General features: G+C 52.8%; 23 protein-coding genes. 8 read left to right on the forward strand and 15 right to left on the reverse strand.

What is annotated here, in order from left to right; translation table 11 throughout:
- Nucleotides 1–6: 6 nt before the first annotated feature.
- Nucleotides 7–861 (reverse strand): beta-lactamase regulator AmpE, encoded by an 855-nt coding sequence (ampE, locus tag GA565_RS21650; RefSeq protein WP_055774932.1) that lies wholly within the window; start codon nucleotides 859–861, stop codon nucleotides 7–9.
- Nucleotides 858–1,439, reverse strand: coding sequence for a 1,6-anhydro-N-acetylmuramyl-L-alanine amidase AmpD (ampD, locus tag GA565_RS21655; RefSeq protein WP_152200741.1), 582 nt, complete (start codon nucleotides 1,437–1,439; stop codon nucleotides 858–860). The genes ampE and ampD overlap by 4 nt, the downstream gene beginning before the upstream one ends.
- A 109-nt stretch (nucleotides 1,440–1,548) precedes the next feature.
- On the opposite strand from ampD, the gene nadC reads away from it, so the two are divergent.
- From nadC to hofC, 4 genes are all read left to right on the forward strand, one after another.
- On the forward strand, nucleotides 1,549–2,442 hold the full coding sequence (gene nadC, locus GA565_RS21660; protein WP_152200743.1) for a carboxylating nicotinate-nucleotide diphosphorylase: 894 nt from the start codon (nucleotides 1,549–1,551) through the stop codon (nucleotides 2,440–2,442).
- Between the two features lie 203 nt (nucleotides 2,443–2,645).
- A complete protein-coding gene (ppdD, locus tag GA565_RS21665) occupies nucleotides 2,646–3,155 on the forward strand; it encodes a prepilin peptidase-dependent pilin (RefSeq protein WP_152200745.1) in 510 nt (169 codons plus the stop codon).
- On the forward strand, nucleotides 3,155–4,624 hold the full coding sequence (gene gspE / locus GA565_RS21670; RefSeq protein WP_152200747.1) for a type II secretion system protein GspE: 1,470 nt from the start codon (nucleotides 3,155–3,157) through the stop codon (nucleotides 4,622–4,624). Before ppdD ends, gspE begins: the two co-directional genes overlap by 1 nt.
- A complete protein-coding gene (gene hofC / locus GA565_RS21675) occupies nucleotides 4,596–5,801 on the forward strand; it encodes a protein transport protein HofC (protein ID WP_152200749.1) in 1,206 nt (401 codons plus the stop codon). The genes gspE and hofC overlap by 29 nt, the downstream gene beginning before the upstream one ends.
- Before the next feature lie 48 nt (nucleotides 5,802–5,849).
- Here hofC and GA565_RS21680 read toward each other — a convergent pair whose 3' ends face one another.
- Nucleotides 5,850–6,890 (reverse strand): GMP reductase, encoded by a 1,041-nt coding sequence (locus GA565_RS21680; protein ID WP_152200750.1) that lies wholly within the window; start codon nucleotides 6,888–6,890, stop codon nucleotides 5,850–5,852.
- A gap of 248 nt (nucleotides 6,891–7,138) precedes the next feature.
- Here GA565_RS21680 and coaE point away from each other — a divergent pair, with 248 nt between their 5' ends.
- From coaE to yacG, 3 genes are read left to right on the forward strand one after another with little or no spacing between them, the layout of a single operon-like run.
- Complete coding sequence (coaE, locus tag GA565_RS21685; protein ID WP_152200752.1) at nucleotides 7,139–7,768, forward strand: dephospho-CoA kinase; 630 nt, start codon at nucleotides 7,139–7,141, stop codon at nucleotides 7,766–7,768.
- The gene (gene zapD, locus GA565_RS21690) at nucleotides 7,761–8,513 is read left to right on the forward strand and encodes a cell division protein ZapD (protein WP_152200754.1); all 753 of its coding nucleotides are present in this window, start codon (nucleotides 7,761–7,763) and stop codon (nucleotides 8,511–8,513) included. The genes coaE and zapD overlap by 8 nt, the downstream gene beginning before the upstream one ends.
- A gap of 8 nt (nucleotides 8,514–8,521) precedes the next feature.
- The gene (gene yacG, locus GA565_RS21695) at nucleotides 8,522–8,722 is read left to right on the forward strand and encodes a DNA gyrase inhibitor YacG (RefSeq protein WP_055774909.1); all 201 of its coding nucleotides are present in this window, start codon (nucleotides 8,522–8,524) and stop codon (nucleotides 8,720–8,722) included.
- A gap of 60 nt (nucleotides 8,723–8,782) precedes the next feature.
- Here the strand turns inward: yacG and mutT are convergent, their stop codons facing one another.
- From mutT to secM, 3 genes are all read right to left on the reverse strand, one after another.
- On the reverse strand, nucleotides 8,783–9,178 hold the full coding sequence (gene mutT / locus GA565_RS21700) for an 8-oxo-dGTP diphosphatase MutT (protein WP_193312007.1): 396 nt from the start codon (nucleotides 9,176–9,178) through the stop codon (nucleotides 8,783–8,785).
- An 85-nt stretch (nucleotides 9,179–9,263) separates the two neighbouring features.
- Nucleotides 9,264–11,981 (reverse strand): preprotein translocase subunit SecA, encoded by a 2,718-nt coding sequence (gene secA / locus GA565_RS21705; RefSeq protein ID WP_152200757.1) that lies wholly within the window; start codon nucleotides 11,979–11,981, stop codon nucleotides 9,264–9,266.
- A 142-nt stretch (nucleotides 11,982–12,123) separates the two neighbouring features.
- On the reverse strand, nucleotides 12,124–12,657 hold the full coding sequence (gene secM / locus GA565_RS21710) for a secA translation cis-regulator SecM (RefSeq protein WP_152200759.1): 534 nt from the start codon (nucleotides 12,655–12,657) through the stop codon (nucleotides 12,124–12,126).
- 28 nt (nucleotides 12,658–12,685) lie between these two features.
- On the opposite strand from secM, the gene GA565_RS21715 reads away from it, so the two are divergent.
- On the forward strand, nucleotides 12,686–13,231 hold the full coding sequence (locus tag GA565_RS21715; RefSeq protein WP_152200760.1) for a DUF721 domain-containing protein: 546 nt from the start codon (nucleotides 12,686–12,688) through the stop codon (nucleotides 13,229–13,231).
- Nucleotides 13,232–13,243: 12 nt separating this feature from the next.
- Here GA565_RS21715 and lpxC read toward each other — a convergent pair whose 3' ends face one another.
- The 9 genes from lpxC to murD form a co-directional block, all read right to left on the reverse strand.
- On the reverse strand, nucleotides 13,244–14,161 hold the full coding sequence (gene lpxC, locus GA565_RS21720) for a UDP-3-O-acyl-N-acetylglucosamine deacetylase (RefSeq protein ID WP_055774895.1): 918 nt from the start codon (nucleotides 14,159–14,161) through the stop codon (nucleotides 13,244–13,246).
- A gap of 110 nt (nucleotides 14,162–14,271) precedes the next feature.
- Nucleotides 14,272–15,426, reverse strand: a complete 1,155-nt coding sequence (ftsZ, locus tag GA565_RS21725; RefSeq protein WP_055774892.1) for a cell division protein FtsZ — start codon at nucleotides 15,424–15,426, stop codon at nucleotides 14,272–14,274.
- Nucleotides 15,427–15,498: 72 nt separating this feature from the next.
- Entirely contained in the window at nucleotides 15,499–16,755 is a 1,257-nt protein-coding gene (gene ftsA, locus GA565_RS21730) for a cell division protein FtsA (protein ID WP_009634688.1), read from the reverse strand.
- Entirely contained in the window at nucleotides 16,752–17,636 is an 885-nt protein-coding gene (gene ftsQ, locus GA565_RS21735) for a cell division protein FtsQ (RefSeq protein ID WP_152200762.1), read from the reverse strand. The genes ftsA and ftsQ overlap by 4 nt, the downstream gene beginning before the upstream one ends.
- A 1-nt stretch (nucleotide 17,637) precedes the next feature.
- Nucleotides 17,638–18,597, reverse strand: a complete 960-nt coding sequence (locus GA565_RS21740; RefSeq protein WP_152200764.1) for a D-alanine--D-alanine ligase — start codon at nucleotides 18,595–18,597, stop codon at nucleotides 17,638–17,640.
- A complete protein-coding gene (gene murC, locus GA565_RS21745; protein WP_152200766.1) occupies nucleotides 18,590–20,065 on the reverse strand; it encodes a UDP-N-acetylmuramate--L-alanine ligase in 1,476 nt (491 codons plus the stop codon). Before murC ends, GA565_RS21740 begins: the two co-directional genes overlap by 8 nt.
- A 123-nt stretch (nucleotides 20,066–20,188) precedes the next feature.
- Nucleotides 20,189–21,256 (reverse strand): undecaprenyldiphospho-muramoylpentapeptide beta-N-acetylglucosaminyltransferase, encoded by a 1,068-nt coding sequence (gene murG / locus GA565_RS21750; protein WP_152200767.1) that lies wholly within the window; start codon nucleotides 21,254–21,256, stop codon nucleotides 20,189–20,191.
- The gene (gene ftsW, locus GA565_RS21755) at nucleotides 21,253–22,467 is read right to left on the reverse strand and encodes a cell division protein FtsW (RefSeq protein WP_139804086.1); all 1,215 of its coding nucleotides are present in this window, start codon (nucleotides 22,465–22,467) and stop codon (nucleotides 21,253–21,255) included. The genes murG and ftsW overlap by 4 nt, the downstream gene beginning before the upstream one ends.
- A gap of 5 nt (nucleotides 22,468–22,472) precedes the next feature.
- The gene (gene murD / locus GA565_RS21760) at nucleotides 22,473–23,804 is read right to left on the reverse strand and encodes a UDP-N-acetylmuramoyl-L-alanine--D-glutamate ligase (RefSeq protein ID WP_152200769.1); all 1,332 of its coding nucleotides are present in this window, start codon (nucleotides 23,802–23,804) and stop codon (nucleotides 22,473–22,475) included.
- Between the last annotated feature and the right edge of the window lie 2 nt (nucleotides 23,805–23,806).

The raw sequence follows: 23,806 nt of genomic DNA on the forward strand, positions 1-23,806 counted from the left end.
TTGGTCTTACACCAAAGTGCCGTAAATCGTCAACAGCGCCACGACAATCAGAATGATGATAGTGACCTTACGCGCCATTGCTACTGCTGAACGCGGGGTCTGCACCGGATCAAGGTGCGGATCGCGCGCCAGAGAGAACTGCGCCAGCCGCGTTAAAACCTGATATTGGGAAGAGTGAATATCGCCCAATGAGGCAAACCAAGCCGGTAAAGCTTTTTCACCGTGACCAATCAGCGCATAGGCAACCCCCGCCAAACGCACAGGAATCCAATCAAGCACGTGCAGAAGATTATCAACCCCGGACTGACTGCGCTTGAGGGGCGTTGTATTTCGCGCCAGCCAAGTTTGATAGCCGCGCAGAACGGCATAGCCGCCCAGAGCAACCGGCCCATAGGGACCACACACCACAAACCAGAATAACGGCGCCAAATAATAGCGGAAATTTATCCAGATCAGCGCATTCTGCAGCTCTCTTAACCGTTCGCCCTCGGTACAATCCACCGGCAGTCCGTGAATCAGCGCCAATTCTTCCGCCATTTCGGAACAGGCATTGACTTCGCCCTGACGCGCCGCTTTGAGATAAGCACGATAGTGTTTACGCTTAAGACCCGCGCCAATGCACAGCAGGCAAATCACCACCCACAGCACCAGCGAAGGGATGCCAAAGAAAGTGCCGTGCACCAGACGTAAAATCCCCCACAGCACCGCCATCCAGACCACAAAAATCGCCAGCGTTTTGGTCATAGAAGCGGCGCGGCCGCGGCGGAAAATAACTTCAAAGCGATGATCGAGCTGCCAGTGTTCACCGAGCTTAAATAAACGCTCCCAGGCTAAAACCAGCAGCAAAGTAATTAACGTCATGGACGAGGACTCTCTCTTGATGTTTCATGCGGCACAAGGTGTTGAACGGCATCAAGATAGCGATGCCAGTCAAAATGTGGCCCGGGATCGGTCTTTCTGCCCGGGGCAATATCGCTGTGCCCAGTAATATGCTGCAAATCGACAGGATAGTGCTTTAGTATCAAATCGGTAACGCGAAGTAAACTCTCATATTGCTCAGCGGTAAACGGCTCAAAGTCAGTACCTTCCAGCTCGACTCCGATAGAGAAGTCATTACAGCGCTCTCTTCCCTGAAAACTGGATACGCCAGCATGCCAGGCGCGCTTATCAAAAGGCACGTATTGCACCACTTCGCCGTCTCGACGGATCAAACAGTGTGCCGCCACGCGTAGCTGATGAATTTGTTCAAAAAAAGGATCATCCTGTGGATTGAGCGTGCCGGTGAACAGCTGGTCGATATAAGGTCCGCCAAATTTTCCGGGCGGCAGGCTGATATTATGGATAACCAGTAATGAGGGAGATTCATCCTCTGGACGCAGGTCGAAATGCGGAGAAATCACGCGACGTGCTTCGGTTAACCAGCCTTGTATTAACTGCATTAATGACCTCACCAGCAGTGGGTTGTAGGGTACTTCTTCATGGCGCTTGTGAAAGCAAAAGGGTAGCATGTTTTTTTGACTATCCTACCCGTCATTTTCGGAGTTTTGTATGCCCACTCGCCGCTACAGCATTGAAAGTCGCCGCGCAGAGTTGCTCAGTCGTATCCACGACGATATCCCACTTATTGTTGCTCAGGCATTGCGTGAAGACCTGGGCGGCGAAGTCGATGCCAATCGTGATTTAACCGCCCAACTTCTGCCGGCGGATAAACAGGCTATTGCCACCGTGATTACCCGTGAAGCCGGCGTTTTCTGCGGTTCGGGCTGGGTCGATGAAGTCTTCGCCCAGCTCGGCGGAGATGAAGTCGAGATAACCTGGCACGTCAAAGATGGCAGTCCTATCAGCGAAAACCAACCGCTGTTCGACATTGCTGGTCCTGCCAGACTGCTGCTTACCGGGGAAAGAACGGCGTTGAACTTTGTCCAAACGCTGTCCGGCGTTGCGAGTGCGGTAAATCACTCTGTCAAACTGCTTGAAGGCACGCAAACTCGCCTGCTCGACACGCGTAAAACCTTGCCTGGCCTGCGTACCGCGCTGAAATACGCGGTGCTCTGCGGCGGCGGTAGTAACCATCGTCTGGGGCTGGCCGATGCCTTCCTGATTAAGGAAAACCACATTATTGCCTGCGGCTCAATTAAAGCCGCCGTTGAGCGCGCCCTGTGGATCCACGCCGACGTACCGGTAGAGGTTGAAGTTGAAAGCCTGGCCGAACTTGAGCTGGCGTTGGAAGCGGGTGCCGATATCATCATGCTCGATAATTTTACCGTCGAGATGATGCGCGAAGGCGTTACCCTGACCGCCGGACGAGCACAGCTTGAAGTATCAGGCAATGTAACAGATATCACGCTGCGTGAGTTTGCTGAAACGGGCGTTGACTATATTTCCGTTGGCGCGTTGACCAAACACGTGCGCGCCCTCGACCTGTCGATGCGTTTTCGTTAACCCTCTGCCTTAGCTCCTTTCCCCGCCACAGCGCGGGGAAGTTTGTGCACTCTATTCCTGTTTTTTTGTATATCTCCTCCTCTTTCATTTCATTTTGCGTGACATCTTGAGCACTCGATAACGGATGCTGGCCTGCTACGAATATGGCGATTAGTTTACGTCTTGCCACTACGGCATCACTGACTTCAAGGATGGAACACCTCATGCATTCACTCACTTTCAGCCACGCCACGTTTTCGCAGCGCTTTTCCCAACAGCAACCACAGTCTCGCCGGCAACGGGGATTTTCGCTGATTGAACTGATGGTGGTAATCGGCATTATTGGCATTCTTAGCGGCATTGGCATTCCGGCCTATCAGTCTTATACGCAAAAAGCCGCGCTGACCGACATGCTACAAACCATGATCCCCTATAAGACCGCCAGCGAGCTTTGCAGCATCGATTTGGGCGAGCTGACGACCTGTGATAACGGCGTTTCAAGCATTCCCGCCTCCAAAGCCTCACGTTACGTCAGCGGCATTGATGTAAAGGCAGGGATTATCACTCTCAGTGGTTCACAGGCGCTAAACGGCCTCACCGTGGTGATGACACCGGTCGTTGACAAGGTCGACGGCAGCATTGACTGGACCCGCCAGTGCACCCACGCCGGTAATGTGGGATTGGTCGACGCCTGCAAGCAAATCTTTCATTTCAGTGACCCGAGTACGCACTGATGAAAGAGAAACTCAGTGCGCTTCGCGAGACTCTGCGGCTGCAATGTCATCGCTATGGTGCGGTGCTTATTGCTATAGAAGATGAATGCCTGCGCGTGGCCTGTCATCAGGAAACCACGGACTCAACGGCACTGCTCACCGCCCTGCGTTTTACCTGTGCGCTGAAGGTAAATATCGAATTCTGGCCGCAAACGCAGGTGGAGCACGCGCTGAGCCAGCCAGAGAATACGCGGGAGGATAATGCGCAGGAGAATCAGCAAAATGAAGATCACGACGTGGATCAAGACAGCAAAATACCGGTGGTGCAGTTTCTCAATCACACACTGAAGCTTTCCATTCAGCGCCGCGCGTCTGATGTCCACTTTGAACCGTTCGAAAATCAGCTACGCGTCCGTCTGAGAATCGACGGCGTGCTGCAAGAGTTGCCTGCGCCGGAATTCTCGCTGATGGCCAGCGTACTTGCTCGCCTCAAGATTATGGGGCAGCTCAATGTGGCAGAGCATCGTCTGCCGCAGGATGGGCAGATGTCGGTGACGCTCGATAAGCAGCGCTACTCCCTGCGTATCTCTTCGCTACCGGTGCTGTACGGTGAAAAGATTGTGTTGCGTATTCTTGATAGAACGCAGCAGGAGCTGTCTTTGGAACAGCTCGGATTTTCCGCCAGCGAGCAAAAGAAATACCTTGCCGCACTTGATAAACCGCAGGGACTTATTCTGGTCACCGGCCCGACGGGAAGTGGTAAAACCGTCACGCTCTATACCGGGCTGCGCCACCTAAACACCATAAGACGAAATATTTGCAGTGTGGAGGATCCGGTTGAGATCCCGGTGCGCGGCATTAACCAGACGCAAATCAACAGCAAAACGTCGCTGAGTTTTGCCAAGGTGTTGCGCTCACTGCTCAGGCAAGACCCTGATGTCATTATGATTGGCGAAATTCGCGATGCAGAAACGGCAGAGATAGCCGTTAAAGCCTCACAAACTGGCCATTTGGTGCTTTCGACGCTGCATACCAACTCTACGACCGAAACATTGGTGAGACTGGCACAAATGGGCGTCGAGGGCTACCAGATTGCCGCCAGTCTGCGGCTGGTGATTGCCCAGCGCCTGGTCAGAAAACTTTGCCCACATTGTAAAACTCGTCAGCGGGCGCGGGTAAAGGACGAACATCAGGAGGTGGCAAAGGAAATAGAGGTTTGGCAAGCGCAGGGCTGTAAACACTGCTTCTCTGGTTATTACGGCCGCGTGGGGGTCTACGAAATGCTGGAGAACAGTCCACAACTGCAACAGGCCCTGGTCAACGGTGCAGATTCTCAAGCGCTGCGCGGTATTGCTGCGGCACAAAGCCAGCAGACGCTTTTTGCTTCGGGTATTTCTTTGGTCGAGCAAGGCACGACGTCGTTGAGCGAACTTTATCGCGTAATGGGTGAAGGAGAACAAGGTGACCAAGGCGAGTCTTTATCTGTTTAAGTGGCAGGCTCTTGATGATATTGGCCAACTGCACAGCGGTGAAAATCTCTCATCGCAGCCGCAGGAGGTGCTTGAGCAACTGATGCTCCAAGGGCTACAACCTCTTTCAATCAAGAGGCTCACCAAACTTAGTCAGCGCTATTGGAAAAACAAAGAGCGCATCGCATTTATCAGACAGTTGGCCACTCTGCTACAAACCGGTCTGCCACTGACAATGAGCTTGAAGCTGCTGGCTACCGATCACCCTCTGCCCGCCTGGCGCTGCGTGCTGACTGACGTAGTCAAACAGGTTAATGAGGGGCAACCGCTGTCGACAGTGCTGCAGCAATATCCTTTGGTGTTTCCTGCTATTTATCCGCAGGTCATTACCATTGGCGAACTAACTGGCCAGTTGGACAACTGTTGTTTGCAGTTGGCAATTCAGCAGGAGCAAATCATTCGCTTGCAAAAAACGGTGAAGAAAGCCCTGCGCTATCCGCTCATCGTGATGGTCATTGCCTCAGCCATTACCCTGCTCATGCTGACCATGGTGTTACCGGAATTTGCCAAAATCTATCTGTCGTTTGACGCTGAACTGCCCTTGTTTACGCAGATGCTCATTTCAGGATCTGACTGGATCATTCACTATGGCCCCGTATTAGCGACGATTATTGGCCTAAGTTATGGCGGTTATTCTCATTATTTACATCCGCAGGAAAAATGGCAATGGAAGGAACAACGCTGGCTGCTGAAGCTGCCGATAGTAAAAAAACTGATTAGCTATGGCTGTTTATGTCAGCTGTTTCAAACGCTGGTGCTGACCCAACGTGCAGGAATGACGCTCAGTGCCGGTCTCTCAGCGGCAGAATCTTCAATCAGTAATTTGCACTACAAGCGAGCCGTCGGGCTGTTGACCCTGCAATTAGCTCAGGGACTGCCGCTGCATAAGGCGCTTACAGAGTCCCCACTCTTCCCACCGCTGTGCCGACAGCTGGTACGTATTGGCGAGGAATCAGGCGCGTTGGACACACTGCTTCAGAAGCTGGCGGAATGGCACGCCGAGCAGGCCAATGAGCTTGCCGAAGGAATGGCACAGAAAATAGAACCCTTGATGATGCTGTTTATGGGCGTGATTGTAGGCGGGCTGGTTATCGCTATGTATCTTCCTATCTTCAATCTGGGCGCAGCAATGAACTAAGGAATGCGGAGATTAAAAACGGCGGCCACGTCACCGCCGTCATGCAGTCTATTGACCAAACAGGCGATTTTCCTGTTCGGCAACACGAATAAAAGTCGTGCGTTTAGTCAGCTCTTTCAAACGTTCTGCACCCACGTAGGTACAGGCAGAACGCAAGCCTCCGAGGATGTCGCGCACAGTATTTTCCACCGGGCCTCGCAGCGGCAGTTTAACCGTTTTGCCCTCGGCGGCACGATATTCAGCAACGCCACCCACGTGACGTTTCATGGCAGATACCGAACTCATACCATAGAAAAGCATGAACTTTTCACCCTCTTCCTCGACGATTGTGCCTTCGCACTCGTCGTGGGCCGCCAGCATACCGCCGAGCATAACGAAGTCTGCGCCGCCGCCAAAGGCTTTGGCAACGTCACCAGGCACCGCACAGCCACCGTCGCTGACTATCTGTCCACCGAGGCCGTGAGCCGCATCGGCACACTCAATCACTGCCGAGAGCTGCGGATAACCAACGCCCGTTTTAACTCGCGTGGTGCACACCGACCCCGGCCCGATCCCCACTTTGACAATGTCGGCCCCGGAAAGGATGAGTTCTTCAACCATTTCACCGGTCACCACGTTGCCGGCACAGATAACTTTGTCCGGACAGGCTTCCCGCACCCGTTGAAGAAACTCGACAAAATGTTCGGAATAGCCATTGGCGACGTCAAGACAGATAAATTTCAGCAGCGGGGACAGGGAAAGAATATTCATCAGTTTAGTGAAATCTGCGCCCGATGTGCCGGTTGATACCATGACGTGCCGCAATACAGATTCGCTGCTCAGTGCGATAAACGCCTGCCACTGCTCAACGCTGTAGTGCTTGTGGACCGCGGTCAATAAACCAAACGATGCAAGTGCTTCAGCCATACTAAAAGTACCGACAGTATCCATATTGGCGGCAATAACGGGAGTACCCGACCAGCTATGGCCCGAGTGCTTGAATGTGAAAGTACGTTCGAGTTCTACTTCGGAACGGCTCTTGAGAGTTGAGCGTTTTGGACGAATGAGGACGTCTTTAAAACCTAATTTTAAATCTTCTTCAATACGCATTGAGTTGTCCTGGTTGGGCTAAAAGCCTGCAGCGCGAGCCGACAAGCGAGTGATAGTTTGCACCTTCTCCAGTGGTTTTATCATACTCAGGAATAGCCTCACGGCAAGAGGCGGTTTTGGATCTCACCTCACAGTTTGCAGGATCAATTTAGGATAAAAACCCCGATGGACTTGGCTTGCACTTACTGACGATACCTTTATCATTTAGGATATCGATATTTTTCGCATAAAAGCATTCGAGCAAAAGTATGAGCTATATTGTTGCACTCACCGGCGGGATAGGAAGCGGCAAGAGTACGATCGCCAACGCGTTTGTGCGCCTTGGCGTTACGCTGGTGGACGCGGATATCCTTGCTCGTCAGGTGGTAGAACCGGGAATGCCGGCTCTGCATGCTTTAGTTGAAAGATTTGGTAAACAAATCGTTCTCAATGACGGCTCACTTAACCGCCCGCGTCTGCGTGAAATTATCTTTAGTAATACCGCAGATAAACAATGGGTTAACCAACTTCTTCATCCTATAATACAGGCTGAAACACAACGTTTAATCAAGGCAGCCTCTTCACCCTATGTGCTTTGGGTGGTGCCTCTCTTGGTAGAAAATGGATTACAAGGGCGTGCAAATCGCGTACTTGTGGTCGACGTTAGCGAAAAAGTACAGCTTTTGAGAACCATCAGCCGTGATGGCGTCAGCCGTCAGCAGGCCGAAAGTATTATTGCCGCGCAGGCCTCACGCCAACAGAGGTTGGCCTGTGCGGATGACATAATTGATAACAACGGTGGTCCCGAGACGATCGAGCCGCGTGTTGCTTCATTACATAGCCGTTATCTGGATTTAGCGGCTTCAGCGACCCGACAGGATATTGACAAGAATGAGTGATGTGGGTACTACCGTTCTCTTTGAACATCCTTTAAATGAAAAAATGCGCACCTGGCTGCGCATTGAGTTTCTTTTACAACAGTTACACGCCAATCCTCAGCTCAGTTCTATTGCTTCCGCCCTGACTTTTTTCCGTACTGCGTCCGATCTTTTAGACGTGCTGGAACGCGGCGAAGTACGAACCGATCTGTTAAAAGAGCTTGAACGTCAACAGCAAAAACTGCTGCTTTGGTCCGACGTTCCCGGCGTTGAGATGTCCCGTATTCATGAACTGCGCGCTGAGTTGAAAGACACGGCGTCAGTGCTGATGAGTGCGCCAAGAATGGGTCAGGCGCTCAAAGAGGACCGCATGGTCAGCCTGGTAAAACAGCGCTTGAGTATTCCCGGCGGCTGCTGCAGTTTTGACTTGCCGACGCTGCATATTTGGATGCATATGCCACAGGCGATGCGCGACACCGATGTGCATAACTGGCTCGAAACGCTACAACCGCTTCACAAGTCGCTGACCCGCGTTCTGGACCTGATTCGTCAGTCGGGGCCTTTCCGCAACCAAATAAGCCTAAACGGTTTCTTTCAGGACAATGCAGAAGGCGCAGACCTGCTTCGACTGCGACTCTCTCTTGAATACCAACTTTACCCGCAGGTTTCAGGCCACAAGACGCGCTATGCCATTCGCTTCCTGCCGTTGGACAGTGAAAAGGGCCAGGTTCCGGCCAGACTGAATTTTGAACTTGCCTGCTGCTAGGAGCAAACATGGACAACGATATTATTAAGGTAAATTGCCCAACCTGTGGCAAACAAGTGATTTGGGGCGAAAACAGTCCATACCGACCTTTCTGCACCAAGCGCTGCCAGTTGATTGACCTTGGAGAATGGGCCGATGAAGAAAAACGTATTCCAAGTAAGGGCGAGATAAACGATCTCGACGAGTGGAGCGAAGACGACATCAAATAAAGATAAGGGGGAACAGTTTATGTTCCCCCTTATAAATCTCGACCTCATTATTCAACATTTTTAAATTTCGTCGTTTAAAAGCGCTTTAACAATCTCGGCGTTGGCCGGTGGGAAATCACTTTGCTTGATCTCACTCTGCGCTAGCCAGCGCTTCGGCTGACCTTCTTTACCATAAGGTTCTCCCGCCCAGTTCTGCACTAAAAAGAAGTGAAGATTGACGATTCGGTCAGGGAAAGTATGCTGCAGAGTGCGGATAAGCTCAGGCTCGGCGGCATCAATGCCGACCTCTTCCTGCAGTTCACGAATCAACGCCTGTTCGGCGGTTTCTCCGCTTTCAATCTTGCCACCTGGAAACTCCCAGAAACCGGCCATATGCGAAGATGCATCACGTTGAGTAATGAAAATCTCTTTCTGAGCGTTGCGGATAATCCCGACCGAGATATTCAGTTGTTTAATACTCACCTTCTTTACCTCACAAAAATCTCAAAATTAAGGGCGGTAATTAGCCGCCCTTATTATCTTGTAGTATTCAGTCAAGCAATCAGTTTTGCAGACGTCCGTGACACTGTTTGTATTTTTTGCCTGAACCGCATGGGCAAGGGTCATTGCGCCCTACTTTGCGCTCGGCGGCTGCCGGACTGCCTGCGGTCAATGACAACTCTTCTTCAAGAGAGGCAACGTGGCTAAGCTGCTGCTGCTGAGCCAAACGCTCAGCTTCTTCGCGACGGTGCTCTTCCATTGCTTCAACTTCTTCAGGCATACGAACCTGAACCTTGCTCAGCACGCTAACCACTTCATATTTCAGTGATTCCAGCATAGAAGCGAACATCGCAAACGATTCGCGCTTGTATTCCTGCTTCGGATCTTTCTGCGCATAACCACGAAGGTGGATGCCTTGACGCAGATAGTCCATCGCTGCCAGATGCTCTTTCCACAGGGAGTCGAGCGTTTGCAGCATCACGCCTTTTTCGAAGTTACGCATCATTTCGATGCCAACAACTTCTTCTTTGCGCGCATAAGAATCTTTCGCCGTTTGCAGAATGCGCTCACGAAGCGTTTCCTCATGCAGCTCAGGCTCTTTATCCAGCCACTCTTTGATAGGCATTTCCAGCTCAAAATCGTTCTTCAGACGCTGTTCCAGCCCTTCAATGTCCCACATTTCTTCCAGCGACTGCGGTGGAATGCAGCTGTCGATGGTGCTTTTGAACACGTCTTCGCGGATGCTGGCGATGGTTTCGCTCACGTCCGTGACGTCCAGCAATTCGTTACGCTGGCCGTAGATAGCGCGGCGCTGATCGTTGGCGACGTCATCGTATTCAAGCAGCTGTTTACGAATGTCGTAGTTACGGCCTTCAACTTTGCGCTGTGCGTTGGCAATCGCTTTGGTCACCCAAGGGTGCTCGATAGCTTCGCCCGGCTTCATGCCCAGTTTGCGCATCATGCCTGATACACGGTCTGAGGCGAAAATACGCATCAGTGGATCTTCCATTGACAGGTAGAAGCGGGATGAACCGGCATCGCCCTGACGACCCGCACGCCCACGCAGCTGGTTATCGATGCGACGTGATTCATGACGTTCGGTACCAACAATATGTAAACCACCGGAGGCCAGCACGGCTTCGTGACGGACATTCCAGGCTTCTTTAATGCTGGCGATTTGCTCGGCCGTAGCCTCTTCGCCCAGTTTCTCAATCTCAACCTGCCAGCTTCCGCCCAGTACGATATCCGTACCACGACCGGCCATGTTGGTGGCGATGGTTACGCGGCTTGGCTGACCGGCCTGTGCGACAATATCGGCCTCTTTGGCGTGGAACTTGGCGTTCAATACGCTGTGTTCAATACCGGCTTTGGTCAGCTCATGAGAAACCACTTCAGATTTTTCGATTGATGCAGTACCGACCAAAATTGGCTGGCCGTTGGCGCTGCGCTCTTTAATGTCTTCGATGATTGCGCCGATTTTTTCCATCTCTGTCATGTAGACCAGGTCAGGCAAATCTTTACGCTGCATTGGGCGGTTGGTTGGCACCACAATGGTATCGAGTTTATAAATAGTACTGAATTCAAACGCTTCAGTATCTGCAGTACCGGTCATGCCGGCCAGTTTTTCATACAGACGGAAGTAGTTCTGGAAGGTAATTGATGCCAGAGTCTGGTTTTCGTTTTGAATATCAACGTGTTCTTTAGCTTCAACGGCCTGATGCAGACCGTCTGACCAGCGACGACCCTGCATGGTACGACCGGTGTGTTCGTCAACGATGATCACTTCACCGTCTTTAACGATGTAGTCAACGTCGCGGGTGAACAGCACGTGGGCGCGCAGTGCGGCCGTAACGTGGTGCATCAGCATGATGTTGGTTGGGGAATAGAGCGATTCGCCTTCTTCCATGATGCCAGCCTCGGCCAGCATCTCTTCAATCAGAATCAAGCCACGTTCGGTCAGATGAACCTGACGCGCCTTCTCATCCACGGAGAAGTGACCTTCACCCTGGAAGCTGTCTGAATCTTCTTTTTCCTGACGGATCAGTTTAGGGATCAGCTTATCGACGCGAATATACATCTCTGAGCTGTCTTCTGCCGGACCCGAGATAATAAGCGGAGTACGTGCTTCATCGATAAGAATGGAGTCAACCTCATCCACCAGCGCGTAGTGCAGTTTACGCTGTACGCGCTCTTCGATGCTGAATGCCATGTTGTCGCGCAGATAGTCGAAGCCGTATTCGTTGTTGGTACCGTAGGTAATATCTGCGGCGTAGGCTTCGCGCTTGGCGGGTGCTGGCATATTGGGCAGGTTGATGCCCACGCTCAGACCGAGGAATTCAAACAGCGGACGGTTATTTTCCGCATCGCGCTGGGCCAAATAGTCGTTGACGGTAACAACGTGAACGCCTTTTCCGCTTAAGGCATTCAAGTAGGCGGGCAGCGTTGCGGTCAGGGTTTTACCTTCACCGGTACGCATTTCTGCGATACAGCGTTCGTTCAGAACCATACCGCCGAGCAGCTGTACGTCAAAGTGACGCATGCCGAAGACGCGCTTACTTGATTCACGTACGACGGCAAATGCTTCGGGGATCAGGGTTTCAAGCACTTCGCCTTTTTCCAGACGAGCGCGAAACTCATCGGTTTTGGCTCTTAGTTGTTCGTCAGACAGTGCTGAAACTTCGGGTTCAAGACGGTTAACCTGGTCAACGACTTTGCGCATACGGCGCAGTGTACGATCGTTACGGCTACCAAAAACTTTGGTGAGTAATTTGCTTAACATGATTCTTGATTTCTCTTTGAGACCGCCTGCTGCGGCCGCTATTTTTGTTAGTACTTTTTGCTTTTACCGACATAAATTACAGGCTTGTGCCATGCTGACTTATGCAGAGTAAAAGCGGCAAAGATCACTTCAGAAATGACAATCAAACCAGAGATGCGAGAGGCCCGGCGCGAATCCCCAAACTCTCGGCCAGCCAGATACCCGGCTGATGTTTAGCGGAGGCCGTGAGCAACGTTTGCTGAGTATCACGGATAATAACGGGAGGTTTTGCTTCGTGCGTGAGCAGCGAGTTTAACGTGACCAACAGAGCGAGTTGCTGCACGTGCAAGGGTTCAACGTCGGCTAATACAGCTTCATGGCTGACGACGTTATACGTCACAACCTGAGGGGCCAACGCAAAAGAAAGGTGACGGATGACCGTGCGCAGTGCATGCTGCTGCCAGTAATCAACGCCGATGGACGCGCGGCGATGGGCCTGCAGCCATGCCAGATTGGTCAGTCCGCGCGCGCCGATGTTTAAACGGTTTAGACTTGAGGAGGTATTGGTTACACTTGCCAGCTCAGTTTGTGAAAGATTCGTCGACACGCCAAGGCTCGCCGCGACCATCCCCAACAGGAGATGCGGCCAAAAATACCTTCTGCCAAATTGTCGCCAACGATTTAGAATACCAATCACAAGTTTTACAATCCGCCGGAGCTCGCCAATGCGTAACAGCCGCCCACAATTATTAGATATCCTGTTCGACGACGCCACTGCCGCCGGGCAAAGCCCGCTGCGCGTGGTTCAACAACGTGCGGCCGCATTACTCAAGCTCAATCGCGCTGTGAAAGGTCTGCTACCCACCCAAATGCAAGCATGCTGCCGGGTAGGTAATTATCGCCAGGGTGTATTGGTGCTAGAGATAGCAAATGCCAGTTGGATGATGCGGTTACGTTATGAACAACCGGCGCTTCTCTCTGCACTTCGTGCGCAAATACTACCATCATTGTCTTCAATCGACATCAGGATTAATCCATCGTTGATGGCGAAAACGGAAAACTTATCGCAGAAAAATGAAAATTCAGCGCGGGAATATGAGAAAACCGGAATATCAAAAGGTCCCTTACCGCCGGTTAGGCAAATAAGTATGCAGAGCGCGGATGAATTACGATTACTGGCGAGCCGTAGCCCAGAGAAACTTAGAAAGGCATTAGAACGACTGGCTGGAATGGCCGGAGAGGGTGCCAAAACAACCAGTCGTAATAAGTAATATCAGTACCGATTAAGCGAATACTGTAGAAGGGGCTTTGAATGCCAATGGCACTTCGGCTTCATCCTGGAAGGTCACATATTCCCAGGCTTCCTGCTTCGCCAATACTGCCTGCAATAACTTGTTGTTCAGCGCATGGCCTGACTTAAAGGTACTGACCGCACCAATAATGTTATGGCCACACATGAACAGGTCACCGATTCCGTCGAGCATTTTGTGACGAACGAATTCATCTTCAAAACGCAGGCCGTCTTCGTTAAGCACGCGGTAATCATCTACAACAATCGCGCAATCAAAGCTGCCACCCAGGCACAATCCACGTGACTGCAAATACTCGATATCACGTACAAATCCGAAGGTTCGGGCTCTGCTAATCTGGCGAACAAAAGACTCGGCCGAGAACTCTAACTGAAAACGCTTAGCATCGCCTTCAATAGCCGGGTGGTTGAAGTCGATAGTCCAGTCTAAATGGAAACCGTTGTAAGGTTTCATTTCAGCCCACTTATCGCCGTCTTCAACACGCACGGTTTCTTTAATGCGAACGAACTTTTTAGCGCTATTCAGAAGCTCAATGCCTGCATCCATCAACAGATAGACGAAAGGCGCGGCGCTGCCGTCCATAATCGGGACTTCAGGTGCGTCGACTTCGATAACGATGTTATCGATGCCCAGACCTGCAAGTGCCGCATTAAGGTGTTCAACCGTAGAAATACGCACGTCATGCTCATTGACCAGGCAAGTACAGAGCATGGTATCACGCACGGATTTTGCATCTGCCGGAAAATCAACCGGTGGATTCAAGTCAGTGCGACGATAGATGACCCCGGTGTTAGCCGGTGCAGGTCGCAGAGTCAGGGTGACTTTCTTACCGGTATGTAAACCGACACCCGTCGCCTGAACGATACGTTTTAATGTACGTTGTTTGATCATCGTTTTTATCTCGCAATGTTATCCATCCAACCGACCTAAGGATACCTTAAGATCGGTGGGACAGTTTAGCACAAAGAGCGGAGATCCCAAAATTCGGACAAATCGTGAAATTAGTCCGCCTGCTTACGCAAGAAGGCTGGGATATCCAAATAGTCTGGCTCTTTGTTTGATTGCGTGTTCGGATCATTAACCACCTTCGCTGCTGGCTTGTTTTCCTGCGGCAGTGGCGACATGCCATGCTGCTGATAACGGTGATCCATTACAGGTTGGCTAGCAGGTTTATTGGTCACCAGGGTGATTTCAGGACGTTTGTCCATGCCAATACCGGTTGCCACCACGGTGACACGCAGTTCGTCGTTCATTTCCGGGTCAAGGGAAGTACCAATAACCACGGTGGCGTTGTCAGAGGCGAAAGCACGGATAGTGTTACCCACGGTCTCAAACTCGTCCAAACGCAGGTCGAAGCCGGCGGTGATGTTAACCAGTACGCCGCGAGCGCCGGACAGGTCGATATCTTCCAGCAGCGGGCTGGAGATAGCCATCTCTGCTGCTTCTTCAGCACGGTCTTCACCACACGCCACGCCAGAACCCATCATCGCGTAGCCCATTTCGGACATCACGGTGCGCACGTCGGCAAAGTCGACGTTCATCAGGCCAGGACGGGTGATCAGTTCGGCAATACCCTGTACAGCGCCTTTAAGTACGTCGTTAGCCGCACCGAAAGCGTCGAGCAGAGAGATACCGCGACCCAGAACTTTAAGCAGCTTATCGTTCGGGATAGTGATCAGTGAGTCAACGTGCTTGGAAAGCTCGGCGATACCCTGCTCCGCGAATGCCATGCGCTTCTTGCCTTCAAAATTGAAAGGCTTAGTCACTACGGCAACGGTCAGAATACCTAATTCTTTTGCTACTTCCGCAACCACAGGCGCTGCACCAGTACCGGTACCGCCACCCATACCTGCTGCGATGAACACCATATCGGCGCCTTCGAGTGCTACTCGCAGGGCTTCACGGTCTTCTTCAGCAGAATTGCGACCCACTTCAGGGTTTGCGCCAGCACCCAGACCTTTGGTAATACCGCTACCAATCTGGATTGTCTGGCCTACTGCCGTCTTACGTAATGCCTGAGCATCGGTATTCACGGCGAAGAATTCAACACCTTCGATGCGCTCGCGCACCATGTGCTCAACAGCGTTACCGCCGCCACCGCCGACGCCGATGACTTTAATCACCGCGTCGTTGGTCAGTTCCATAGGTTCAAACATAGTTTCTCTCCGTTTTGTGCCTGTCGCTTCGGGATCACCAATACACTTCACTATGATCCCGTTGTTGAAACATTAAAACTCTTTTCTCAGCCAGCTATTGATTCTTTTAAACCAATTGCCCACTGAGGCGCGTTTTTCCACTTCAGCCTCACCGCTCAGGTGAGACTCTTTACCATAGTGCAGCAGCCCTACAGCGGTTGAGTAGTAAGGTTCCTGCGCATAATCTGTCAGCCCGGTAATGTTCAAGGGTTGACCAATACGCACCTGGGTATGGAATACCCTTTGCGCACAGGCTGCCAGACCATCAATTTGTGCAGCGCCTCCGGTTAACACAATCCCGGCGGCTAAATGGTGTTTTACGCCCTGTTGGCGTAACTGCTCCTGCAATTGCAAAATCTCGTCGTTGACCAGATTCAACAATTCGGTGTAACGCGGTTCAATAACCTCGGCCAGTGTCTGACGCTGCAGGCTACGTGGGGGACGCCCCCCCACGCTCGGCACTTCGACATTTTCGTCTTTACCGACAATTGAACCCAGTGCACAACCGTGCCGCACTTTAATCGCTTCAGCGTCGGTTGGCGGTGTGCCGAAAGCATAGGCGATATCACTGGTGACCACGTTACCCGCATAAGGAATAACTTTAGTATGACGCAGTGCGCCGCCAGTATAAACGGCTATATCCATCGTACCGCCGCCGATATCTACCACACAAACGCCTAATTCACGTTCGTCTTCAGTCAAAACGGCGTAACTGGCGGCCAAACCGGCAAAAATCAGCTGGTCTACTTTCAGGCCACAGCGCTCTACCGCTTTGACAATGTTCTTCGCCATGTCGTTATGACAGGTGATCAGGTGAACTTTAGCCTGCATACGCACGCCGGAAAGCCCGACCGGATTCTTGATGCCTTCCTGATAATCGATGGCATATTCCTGAGGAATAACGTGCAACACGCGATGTTCGTCACGTACGCGCACCGATTTGGCGGTATGCACGACGTTCTCTACATCTTCCTGCGTTACTTCTTCTTCTGAAATAGGAACCATCCCTATTTCATTCTGGCAACTGATATGTTTACCAGATAATGCAAGGTAAACAGAGGAAATTTGGCAATCTGCCATCAATTCGGCCTGATCAATGGCGCGTTGAACGCATTTCACCACCGATTCCAGATCGTTTACGCCGCCCTTATCCATGCCACGGGAAGGACAACTTCCCACACCGATAATATTGACCATGCCATCGGGCAGAACTTCCCCTACCAGTGCAGCGACCTTTGCTGTACCGATCTCCAGCCCAACTACCAGTTTTCTGTCCGTCGACTTGATCATTGTTGTTTAGCCTGTGCTTGATTCTGCTTATTGTTTTGCTGAGCGTTTTGCTGACCGACTTTCTGTCCATCACTGCCATTTTGGTCGATAAACGCGGGAGCCCAACCTACGGCGGCACCACTTTCGTAACGTAAATCAACATAGCTGATGCGCTTCTTGTCTGTATCCGCTTGCTGCTGCAGTCGCGGATAAAGCTCAAGAAAACGTTGCAAACGCCCGCTGCGATCGTCTCTGCCCAAATCAATACGGGTATCGTCATCCAGCGTTAACTGCCAGGAGTGACGCGCTGTCATTGAGACAGACTTCACCGTGAACTTACCGGCCGAGGACGCACTCAGCTGCTGGCTCATGGTTTGATAGCCTTGCAAAACGTCCTGTTCGCTGCCTTCCGGACCATACAGCAGCGGCATTTTCTGTTTGGCTACGCGCTCGGCCGGCAGGCTGAAGGACTTGCCGTCGGCATCCACCATGTGCAAATCATTCCAATGCGCGACCGGCACGTACTCAACCAGATGTATTTTCAACTCATTCGGCCACTGCTTGCGCACGCTGACCTGTTTAATCCACGGCAAACGCTCTATCTGTTGCTGAATGACGTTGACGTCCTGAGTCATAAAGGTGCCAGGCTCGCCCATCGACAGTATTGACTGGCGAATATCGTCGTTGGTGGTGTAGTGACGGTCACCGGTCACCACCAGCTCAGACAGCGGAAGGCGCTTGGCGTCGTCCATCCAGCTCAGTACCGCCCAGGCACTCCAGCCGATGGTCGCCAGCACCAGCAGCAGGAACACCATTCCTGCCAGCTGTCCACCGTTGCTACGACGGCCTTGGCTTTCAACCTTCGTCGCACGCTCTCGTGCATTTAGGGCAGCTTGAGACATATCAGTCGGCGAGCTCCAGTATGCGAGCCACCAGCTGCGGGAAAGTTAATCCCGCCTGCTTGGCCGCCATCGGCACCAAACTGTGGCTGGTCATGCCCGGCGATGTGTTCACCTCAAGCAAGTTGAAGTTCCCTTCACTATCTTGCATCACGTCAACGCGGCCCCAACCACTACAGTCCAGCGCGCGATAGGCCTGCAGCGCCAATTCGGCCAGCTGTTGTTCCTGATCGGCATCCAGGCCGCTTGGGCAAAAATATTTCGTCTCGTCAGAAATGTATTTCGCCTGATAGTCATAGAAAATACCGGCAGGCTGAATACGAATCGACGGCATCACTTGGTCACCCACGATAGCTACCGTGTATTCAGGACCGCTCAGCCACTGTTCAATCAGCAGATCGTCGTCGTGGAGAAATGCCTCTTCCAGAGCCTGTTGCAACTGCTCAGGTGCATCGACTTTACTCATACCCACGCTTGAACCTTCACGGCTCGGTTTAACGATTAATGGCAGTCCCAGCGCGGCGATTTTTTCACCCAAAGCGCCCTGCCCTCTTCCGTTAGAATGATTAAGCCCGAGTCCTGCTAACTCTTTTTTGTTTAATGCCACAAACGCTGTCACCGGCAGGCCCAGCGATTGCCACACCAGCTTGGTGCGAAACTTATCCATGGTCAGCGCCGACGCCATCACGCCGCTGCCGGTATAAGGCAAGTCTAAATGCTCGAGCAGGCCCTGCAAGGTGCCGTCTTCCCCGCCGCGACCGTGCAGCGCAATAAAGACTTTGTCGTAACCTTCTTCTTTAAGACGGGTGACGGCAAACGTCTTGGTGTCTATCGCATGGGCGTCAATACCCGACTCACGCAGGCCCGCCAGCACGGCGGCGCCAGACTGCAGTGAAACTTCACGCTCGGCCGAGGTGCCACCAAACAGTACGGCAACTTTCTCTTGAACCTGAGGATTAGACATAGTGCTCATCTCCCTTCTTGGCCGCCTGGAGCTTTTGATCCGCCAACTTACGCGCCACCTTGCCAATATTCCCCGCGCCCTGAACCAGAATCAGGTCATTAGCGTCGAGGATGGGGGCCAAAATGCCAGGCACCGCATCAATGTCTGAAATCAAAATGGGATCGAGCTTCCCGCGTGCACGAATGGTGCGGCAAAGGGAGCGGCTGTCCGCGCCGGGAATAGGCGCTTCGCCTGCCGGATACACGTCGAGCATCACCAGCAGGTCAACCTGGGACAGCACGTTGGCAAAATCTTCGTACAGGTCACGCGTGCGGGTGTAGCGATGCGGCTGAAACACCATCACCAGACGCCGGTCTTCCCAACCTGCGCGCGCCGCTTTAATCGTGGCGTCAACTTCGGTTGGGTGATGACCGTAATCGTCAACCAGCATGGCGTTACCGGTTTTACCGTTGACATTCTCCAGCGGGAATTCGCCGAGGAAGTCGAAGCGGCGGCCAGTGCCCTGAAAACCTGCCAATGCAGTGAGAATAGCGTCGTCATTGATGTCTTCGTCAGTTGCGACCGCAATCGCCGCCGCAGCGTTAAGCGCATTGTGACGACCCGGCGCATTCAACATGACCTCAATCGGCGTCTTATCCAGACGGCGAACGGTAAAGTGACCCTGTGCCCCCACCTGACGGTAGTCTTCGATAAATACGTCAGCATCTTCGCTGAATCCGTAGGTGGTCACGTGACGCCCCACGCGCGGCAACAGCTCGCGAATAACCGGATCATCTATACACATCACTGCGCGACCATAGAAAGGCAGGTTGTGCAGGAAGTTGATAAATGTCTGCTTCAGGACTTCAAAGTCGCCCTGATAAGTGTCCATGTGGTCGGCTTCGATGTTGGTCACAATCGCCACCATCGGCTGCAGATGGAGGAACGACGCATCGCTCTCATCCGCCTCTGCAATCAGGAAGCGGCTTGAACCCAGGCGCGCATGCGTGCCTGCCGCCTTCACCAGACCGCCGTTAACAAAGGTCGGATCCAAACCGGCCTCGGCATAAATACTGGTCACCATGGCCGTAGTAGTGGTTTTCCCGTGCGTACCCGCGACGGCAATGCCGTGACGGAAACGCATCAGCTCCGCCAGCATTTCGGCGCGGCGAATAACCGGAATGCGCGCTTCTCGCGCGGCGATTAGTTCTGGATTGTCGGCAGAAATAGCGGTTGAGACCACGACGACGCTGGCATCGAGCACGTTTTCCGGGCGGTGATTAAAATAAATCGTGGCACCTAAAGCGGACAACTGCTGCGTAACCGGGTTCGGCGCCAGGTCGGAACCGCTGATTTGATAGCCTTCATTAGCCAACACTTCGGCGATACCACCCATGCCGGCACCACCGATGCCAACAAAGTGTATGTGCCGGACGCGATGCATCTCGGGCACGAAGGTACGCAGTTTCGCCAATTGTTGTGTATTCACGTTTCTCATCACTCTTTTATCCTCTGTACTTGATGCTACAGCGGGCTGTAACGCCAATTACTTCGGCTAAATATTTGGTTAATCGGACTGAGCGCTCAAGATGCAGCGTTCAATCACTCGTTTTCATTTATGACTTGCCGCCACAACTTCGGCGGCGACGCGTTCAGTCGCGTCCGTAATGGCCACCGCACGCGCACTGCGGGCCATTTCCAACAGTTTCTGTCGATCCCAGCTGGCCAAAATATCGGCCACGGCACCGGCATTAAAATCCTTTTGCTCGATAATTCGAGCGGCACCGGCTTTCTCAAGCGGCAGCGCGTTCCAATACTGCTGGCGGTCTTTGTGCTGGAAGGGCACAAAAATGGCCGGCAATCCTGCAACGGCTATTTCGCTGACCGTCAGCGCGCCAGAACGGCACACCACAACATCGGCCCAGGCATAGGCTTGCGCCATATCATCAATAAACTCGGTCACTTTATGCTGCGTCTGACCGGCCTGCTGGTAGGCCTGATTAACAGATTCCAACGCGCCTTTGCCGACCTGGTGCCAAATAGTGACTCGGTCACCCAGCAGTGAGGCAATGTTCGGCATGCTTTGGTTCAATACTCTTGCACCCTGACTGCCGCCCACCACTAAAATTCTAATTTGACCTTCACGACCGGCAAAGCGCTCATCCGGCAACGGCAGCGCAAGCACGTCGGTACGCACTGGGTTGCCCACCACCGCCGCGTTTGGAAACGCACCGGGGAACGCCTGCAGCACCGTTTTTGCAATCCGCGATAGCCAGCGGTTAGTGAGGCCGGCAATGCCGTTTTGCTCATGTAATACCACCGGAATTCCGCATGACCAGGCGGCTAAACCACCAGGACCTGACACGTATCCGCCCATCCCCAGCACCACGTCAGGTTGAAAGCGCTTCATGATGGCTTTCGCCTGGCGCCACGCATGATATATGCGAATGGGAGCGGTGAGTTGCGCTTTCAGACCTTTCCCACGTAATCCGGCGATTTTAATGAAATCAATTTCAATACCGTTCTTCGGAACCAGGTCAGCTTCCATGCGGTCGGCAGTACCCAACCAGCGAACTTCCCAGCCCTGCGCCATCAGATGATGAGCCACGGCAAGACCGGGAAAGACGTGGCCTCCCGTACCGCCTGCCATCACCATTAAACGCTTGGTCTTGCCACTCATCGGGCACTCCTTACAAACGCCTGCGCTTTCGCCAGACGCGTTTCAAAATCTATCCGCAGCAGCAAAGTCAGCGCCGTAGACATAATTAACAGGCTGGAACCGCCGTAGCTTATCAGCGGCAATGTCAGACCTTTGGTCGGCAACATGCCCGCAGCCGCGCCTACGTTAACCAGCGCCTGGAAGCTAATCCACACGCCAATCGAACAGGCCAAAAAGCCGGCAAAACGCTGGTCCAGCTCAAGCGCGCGACGTCCAATCGACATAGCACGAAAAGCGACGAAGAATACCATTAACAGTACTAAAACCACACCGAAATACCCTAACTCTTCACCTAAAATCGAGAAGATAAAGTCAGTATGTGCTTCGGGCAGATATTCCAGCTTTTGTACTGAGTTTCCAAGGCCTTGCCCCCAGAATTCACCGCGACCAAATGCCATCAGTGATTGGGTCAACTGGTAGCCACTGCCGAAAGGATCGGCCCACGGATTCCAGAAGGAGGTCACGCGGCGCATACGGTAAGGTTCCGCCACAATCAACAGGCACACCGCAAAGGCACCCGAGCCGATAATCGCCAGGAACTGCCACATCTTCGCACCGGCCAAAAACAGCATCGCCAAGGTGGTAATAAACAGAACAACCACGGTACCGAGGTCAGGCTGGGCCAACAGCAAAACGGCCAAAATAACCATCACGCCCATCGGTTTGCAGAAGCCCCAGAAGTTGCTTCGCACCTCGTCAACCTTGCGCACCAGATAGCTGGCCAGATAACAAAACAGCGACAACTTGGAGAACTCGGCGGGCTGAATACGCAGCGGCCCCAGTGAAATCCAGCGAGAAGCACCGTTAATCGAGCTGCCCACTACCAGCACAACCAGCAGCATGATGATTGAGATAAGCAGCAGCACGTTGCTGTACTTCTGCCACACCATCATCGGCACGCGCAGGGTAATCAGGCCAAGAATGAATGCCAGCACCAGATAAACGGCGTCACGTTTAGCAAACATGAAAGGATCGTTGGCCAGTCGCTGACCAATTGGCATGGAGGCCGAGGTCACCATCACAAAACCAATCACCGCCAGTCCAAACGTCATCCACATCAATGTACGGTCATACAGCACCAGCGTAGGGGTATCGCCGTCTTTAACGCCCATCACCCAGTCGTTGGCTCTGTTTCCAAAACCTTTTAGCAGCCCAAGGCCAGGCATCCGAATACGCATTAGCCAAGCTCCTTAGCCAACGCGGTGAAGACATCACCACGCTGTTCGAAATTCTTGAACTGATCCAGACTCGCGCAGGCCGGGGACAACAGCACCATGTCGCCTGATTTCACACGTCCGCCAATTTCACGCATTGCCTGTTCCATCGTCTCATACAGCGAAGAAACGTCAGGGCGGAGGTCGGCCAATTCAGCACCGTCACGCCCAAAGCAGTAAACGTGCAAAGCCTGACTCTGCATTTTTTCACCGTGCAAATAAGGCAGCAGCGGAGAGAAATCGGCAGACTTACCGTCTCCGCCCAGCAGTAAATGCAGCGTACCCTCAACCTGGAGACCGTTTAGCGCGGCTTCAGTACTGCCGACGTTGGTCGCCTTGGAGTCGTTAATCCAACGCACGCCGTTGTGCACGCGTGCTACCTGGAAACGATGTGCCAGACCGGTAAAGGTGGTCAACGCCTTCAGGCTTGATGCGCGCGGAATACCTACCGCATCGGCCAGTGCCAACGCGGCCAGCGCATTGGTATAGTTGTGACGCCCGGTCAGCGGCATTTCGCCGGTATTGAAGATCTTTTCGCCACGAACGCGCAGCCAGACTTCATTTTGCTGACGACTCAAGTGGTAATCGCCCACGTCCACGCCAAAGCTGACGCAGCGCTTATCGGCACCGCGCACTGGCATAGTCAAGGCATCGTCGGCATTCACCACGCACAGCTTGGCGTTTTCATACACTTTCAACTTCGCTGCACGGTACTGTTGTAGTCCGAACGGATAACGGTCCATGTGATCTTCAGTCACGTTCAAAATCGTTGCCGCCGCCGCGTGCAGACTGTGAGTGGTTTCCAGTTGGAAACTCGACAGCTCAAGCACGAAAAGCTGATAGTCATGACCGAGCATGCTCAACACCGGCAAGCCAATATTGCCGCCCACGCCAACCTGCCAACCGGCCGCTTTACCCATCTCGCCCACCAGGCTAGTTACGGTGCTTTTGCCGTTAGACCCCGTGATAGCGATAATTGGTACCGTCACTTCGCGGCAGAACAGTTCGATATCGCCCACGATTTCAACACCGGCATCGGCGGCTGCACTCAGCGCGGGCGTAGCCAATGCCATGCCCGGACTGGCAACAATCAGGTCGGCATCCAGCAGCCAGTCTTCATTCAAAGACCCTAAATGACGCTCAATACCTTCAGACAGCTTGTCGAGTCCCGGCGGACTGATACGGGTATCGATAACACGCGGCGTTACGCCGCGTGATACAAAGAAATCAACACAGGAGAGGCCCGTAAGCCCCAACCCGATAATGACCACTTTTTTACCCTGATAGTCAGTCATAG

Origin of the sequence: Rouxiella sp. S1S-2, assembly GCF_009208105.1 — a bacterium.
Classification (GTDB): domain Bacteria; phylum Pseudomonadota; class Gammaproteobacteria; order Enterobacterales; family Enterobacteriaceae; genus Rouxiella.

Bases quoted from the DNA above. Each gene is read 5' to 3' on its own strand.
- ftsQ (WP_152200762.1), bottom strand. From the start codon at position 17,636: ATGTCTCAAGCTGCCCTAAATGCACGAGAGCGTGCGACGAAGGTTGAA.
- nadC (WP_152200743.1), top strand. From the start codon at position 1,549: ATGCCCACTCGCCGCTACAGCATTGAAAGTCGCCGCGCAGAGTTGCTC.
- gspE (WP_152200747.1), top strand. From the start codon at position 3,155: ATGAAAGAGAAACTCAGTGCGCTTCGCGAGACTCTGCGGCTGCAATGT.
- zapD (WP_152200754.1), top strand. From the start codon at position 7,761: ATGAGTGATGTGGGTACTACCGTTCTCTTTGAACATCCTTTAAATGAA.
- GA565_RS21680 (WP_152200750.1), bottom strand. From the start codon at position 6,890: ATGCGTATTGAAGAAGATTTAAAATTAGGTTTTAAAGACGTCCTCATT.
- ftsA (WP_009634688.1), bottom strand. From the start codon at position 16,755: ATGATCAAGTCGACGGACAGAAAACTGGTAGTTGGGCTGGAGATCGGT.
- murG (WP_152200767.1), bottom strand. From the start codon at position 21,256: ATGAGTGGCAAGACCAAGCGTTTAATGGTGATGGCAGGCGGTACGGGA.
- ppdD (WP_152200745.1), top strand. From the start codon at position 2,646: ATGCATTCACTCACTTTCAGCCACGCCACGTTTTCGCAGCGCTTTTCC.
- coaE (WP_152200752.1), top strand. From the start codon at position 7,139: ATGAGCTATATTGTTGCACTCACCGGCGGGATAGGAAGCGGCAAGAGT.
- ampE (WP_055774932.1), bottom strand. From the start codon at position 861: ATGACGTTAATTACTTTGCTGCTGGTTTTAGCCTGGGAGCGTTTATTT.
- GA565_RS21740 (WP_152200764.1), bottom strand. From the start codon at position 18,597: ATGTCTAATCCTCAGGTTCAAGAGAAAGTTGCCGTACTGTTTGGTGGC.
- lpxC (WP_055774895.1), bottom strand. From the start codon at position 14,161: ATGATCAAACAACGTACATTAAAACGTATCGTTCAGGCGACGGGTGTC.
- ftsZ (WP_055774892.1), bottom strand. From the start codon at position 15,426: ATGTTTGAACCTATGGAACTGACCAACGACGCGGTGATTAAAGTCATC.
- GA565_RS21715 (WP_152200760.1), top strand. From the start codon at position 12,686: ATGCGTAACAGCCGCCCACAATTATTAGATATCCTGTTCGACGACGCC.
- murD (WP_152200769.1), bottom strand. From the start codon at position 23,804: ATGACTGACTATCAGGGTAAAAAAGTGGTCATTATCGGGTTGGGGCTT.
- ampD (WP_152200741.1), bottom strand. From the start codon at position 1,439: ATGCAGTTAATACAAGGCTGGTTAACCGAAGCACGTCGCGTGATTTCT.
- yacG (WP_055774909.1), top strand. From the start codon at position 8,522: ATGGACAACGATATTATTAAGGTAAATTGCCCAACCTGTGGCAAACAA.
- secA (WP_152200757.1), bottom strand. From the start codon at position 11,981: ATGTTAAGCAAATTACTCACCAAAGTTTTTGGTAGCCGTAACGATCGT.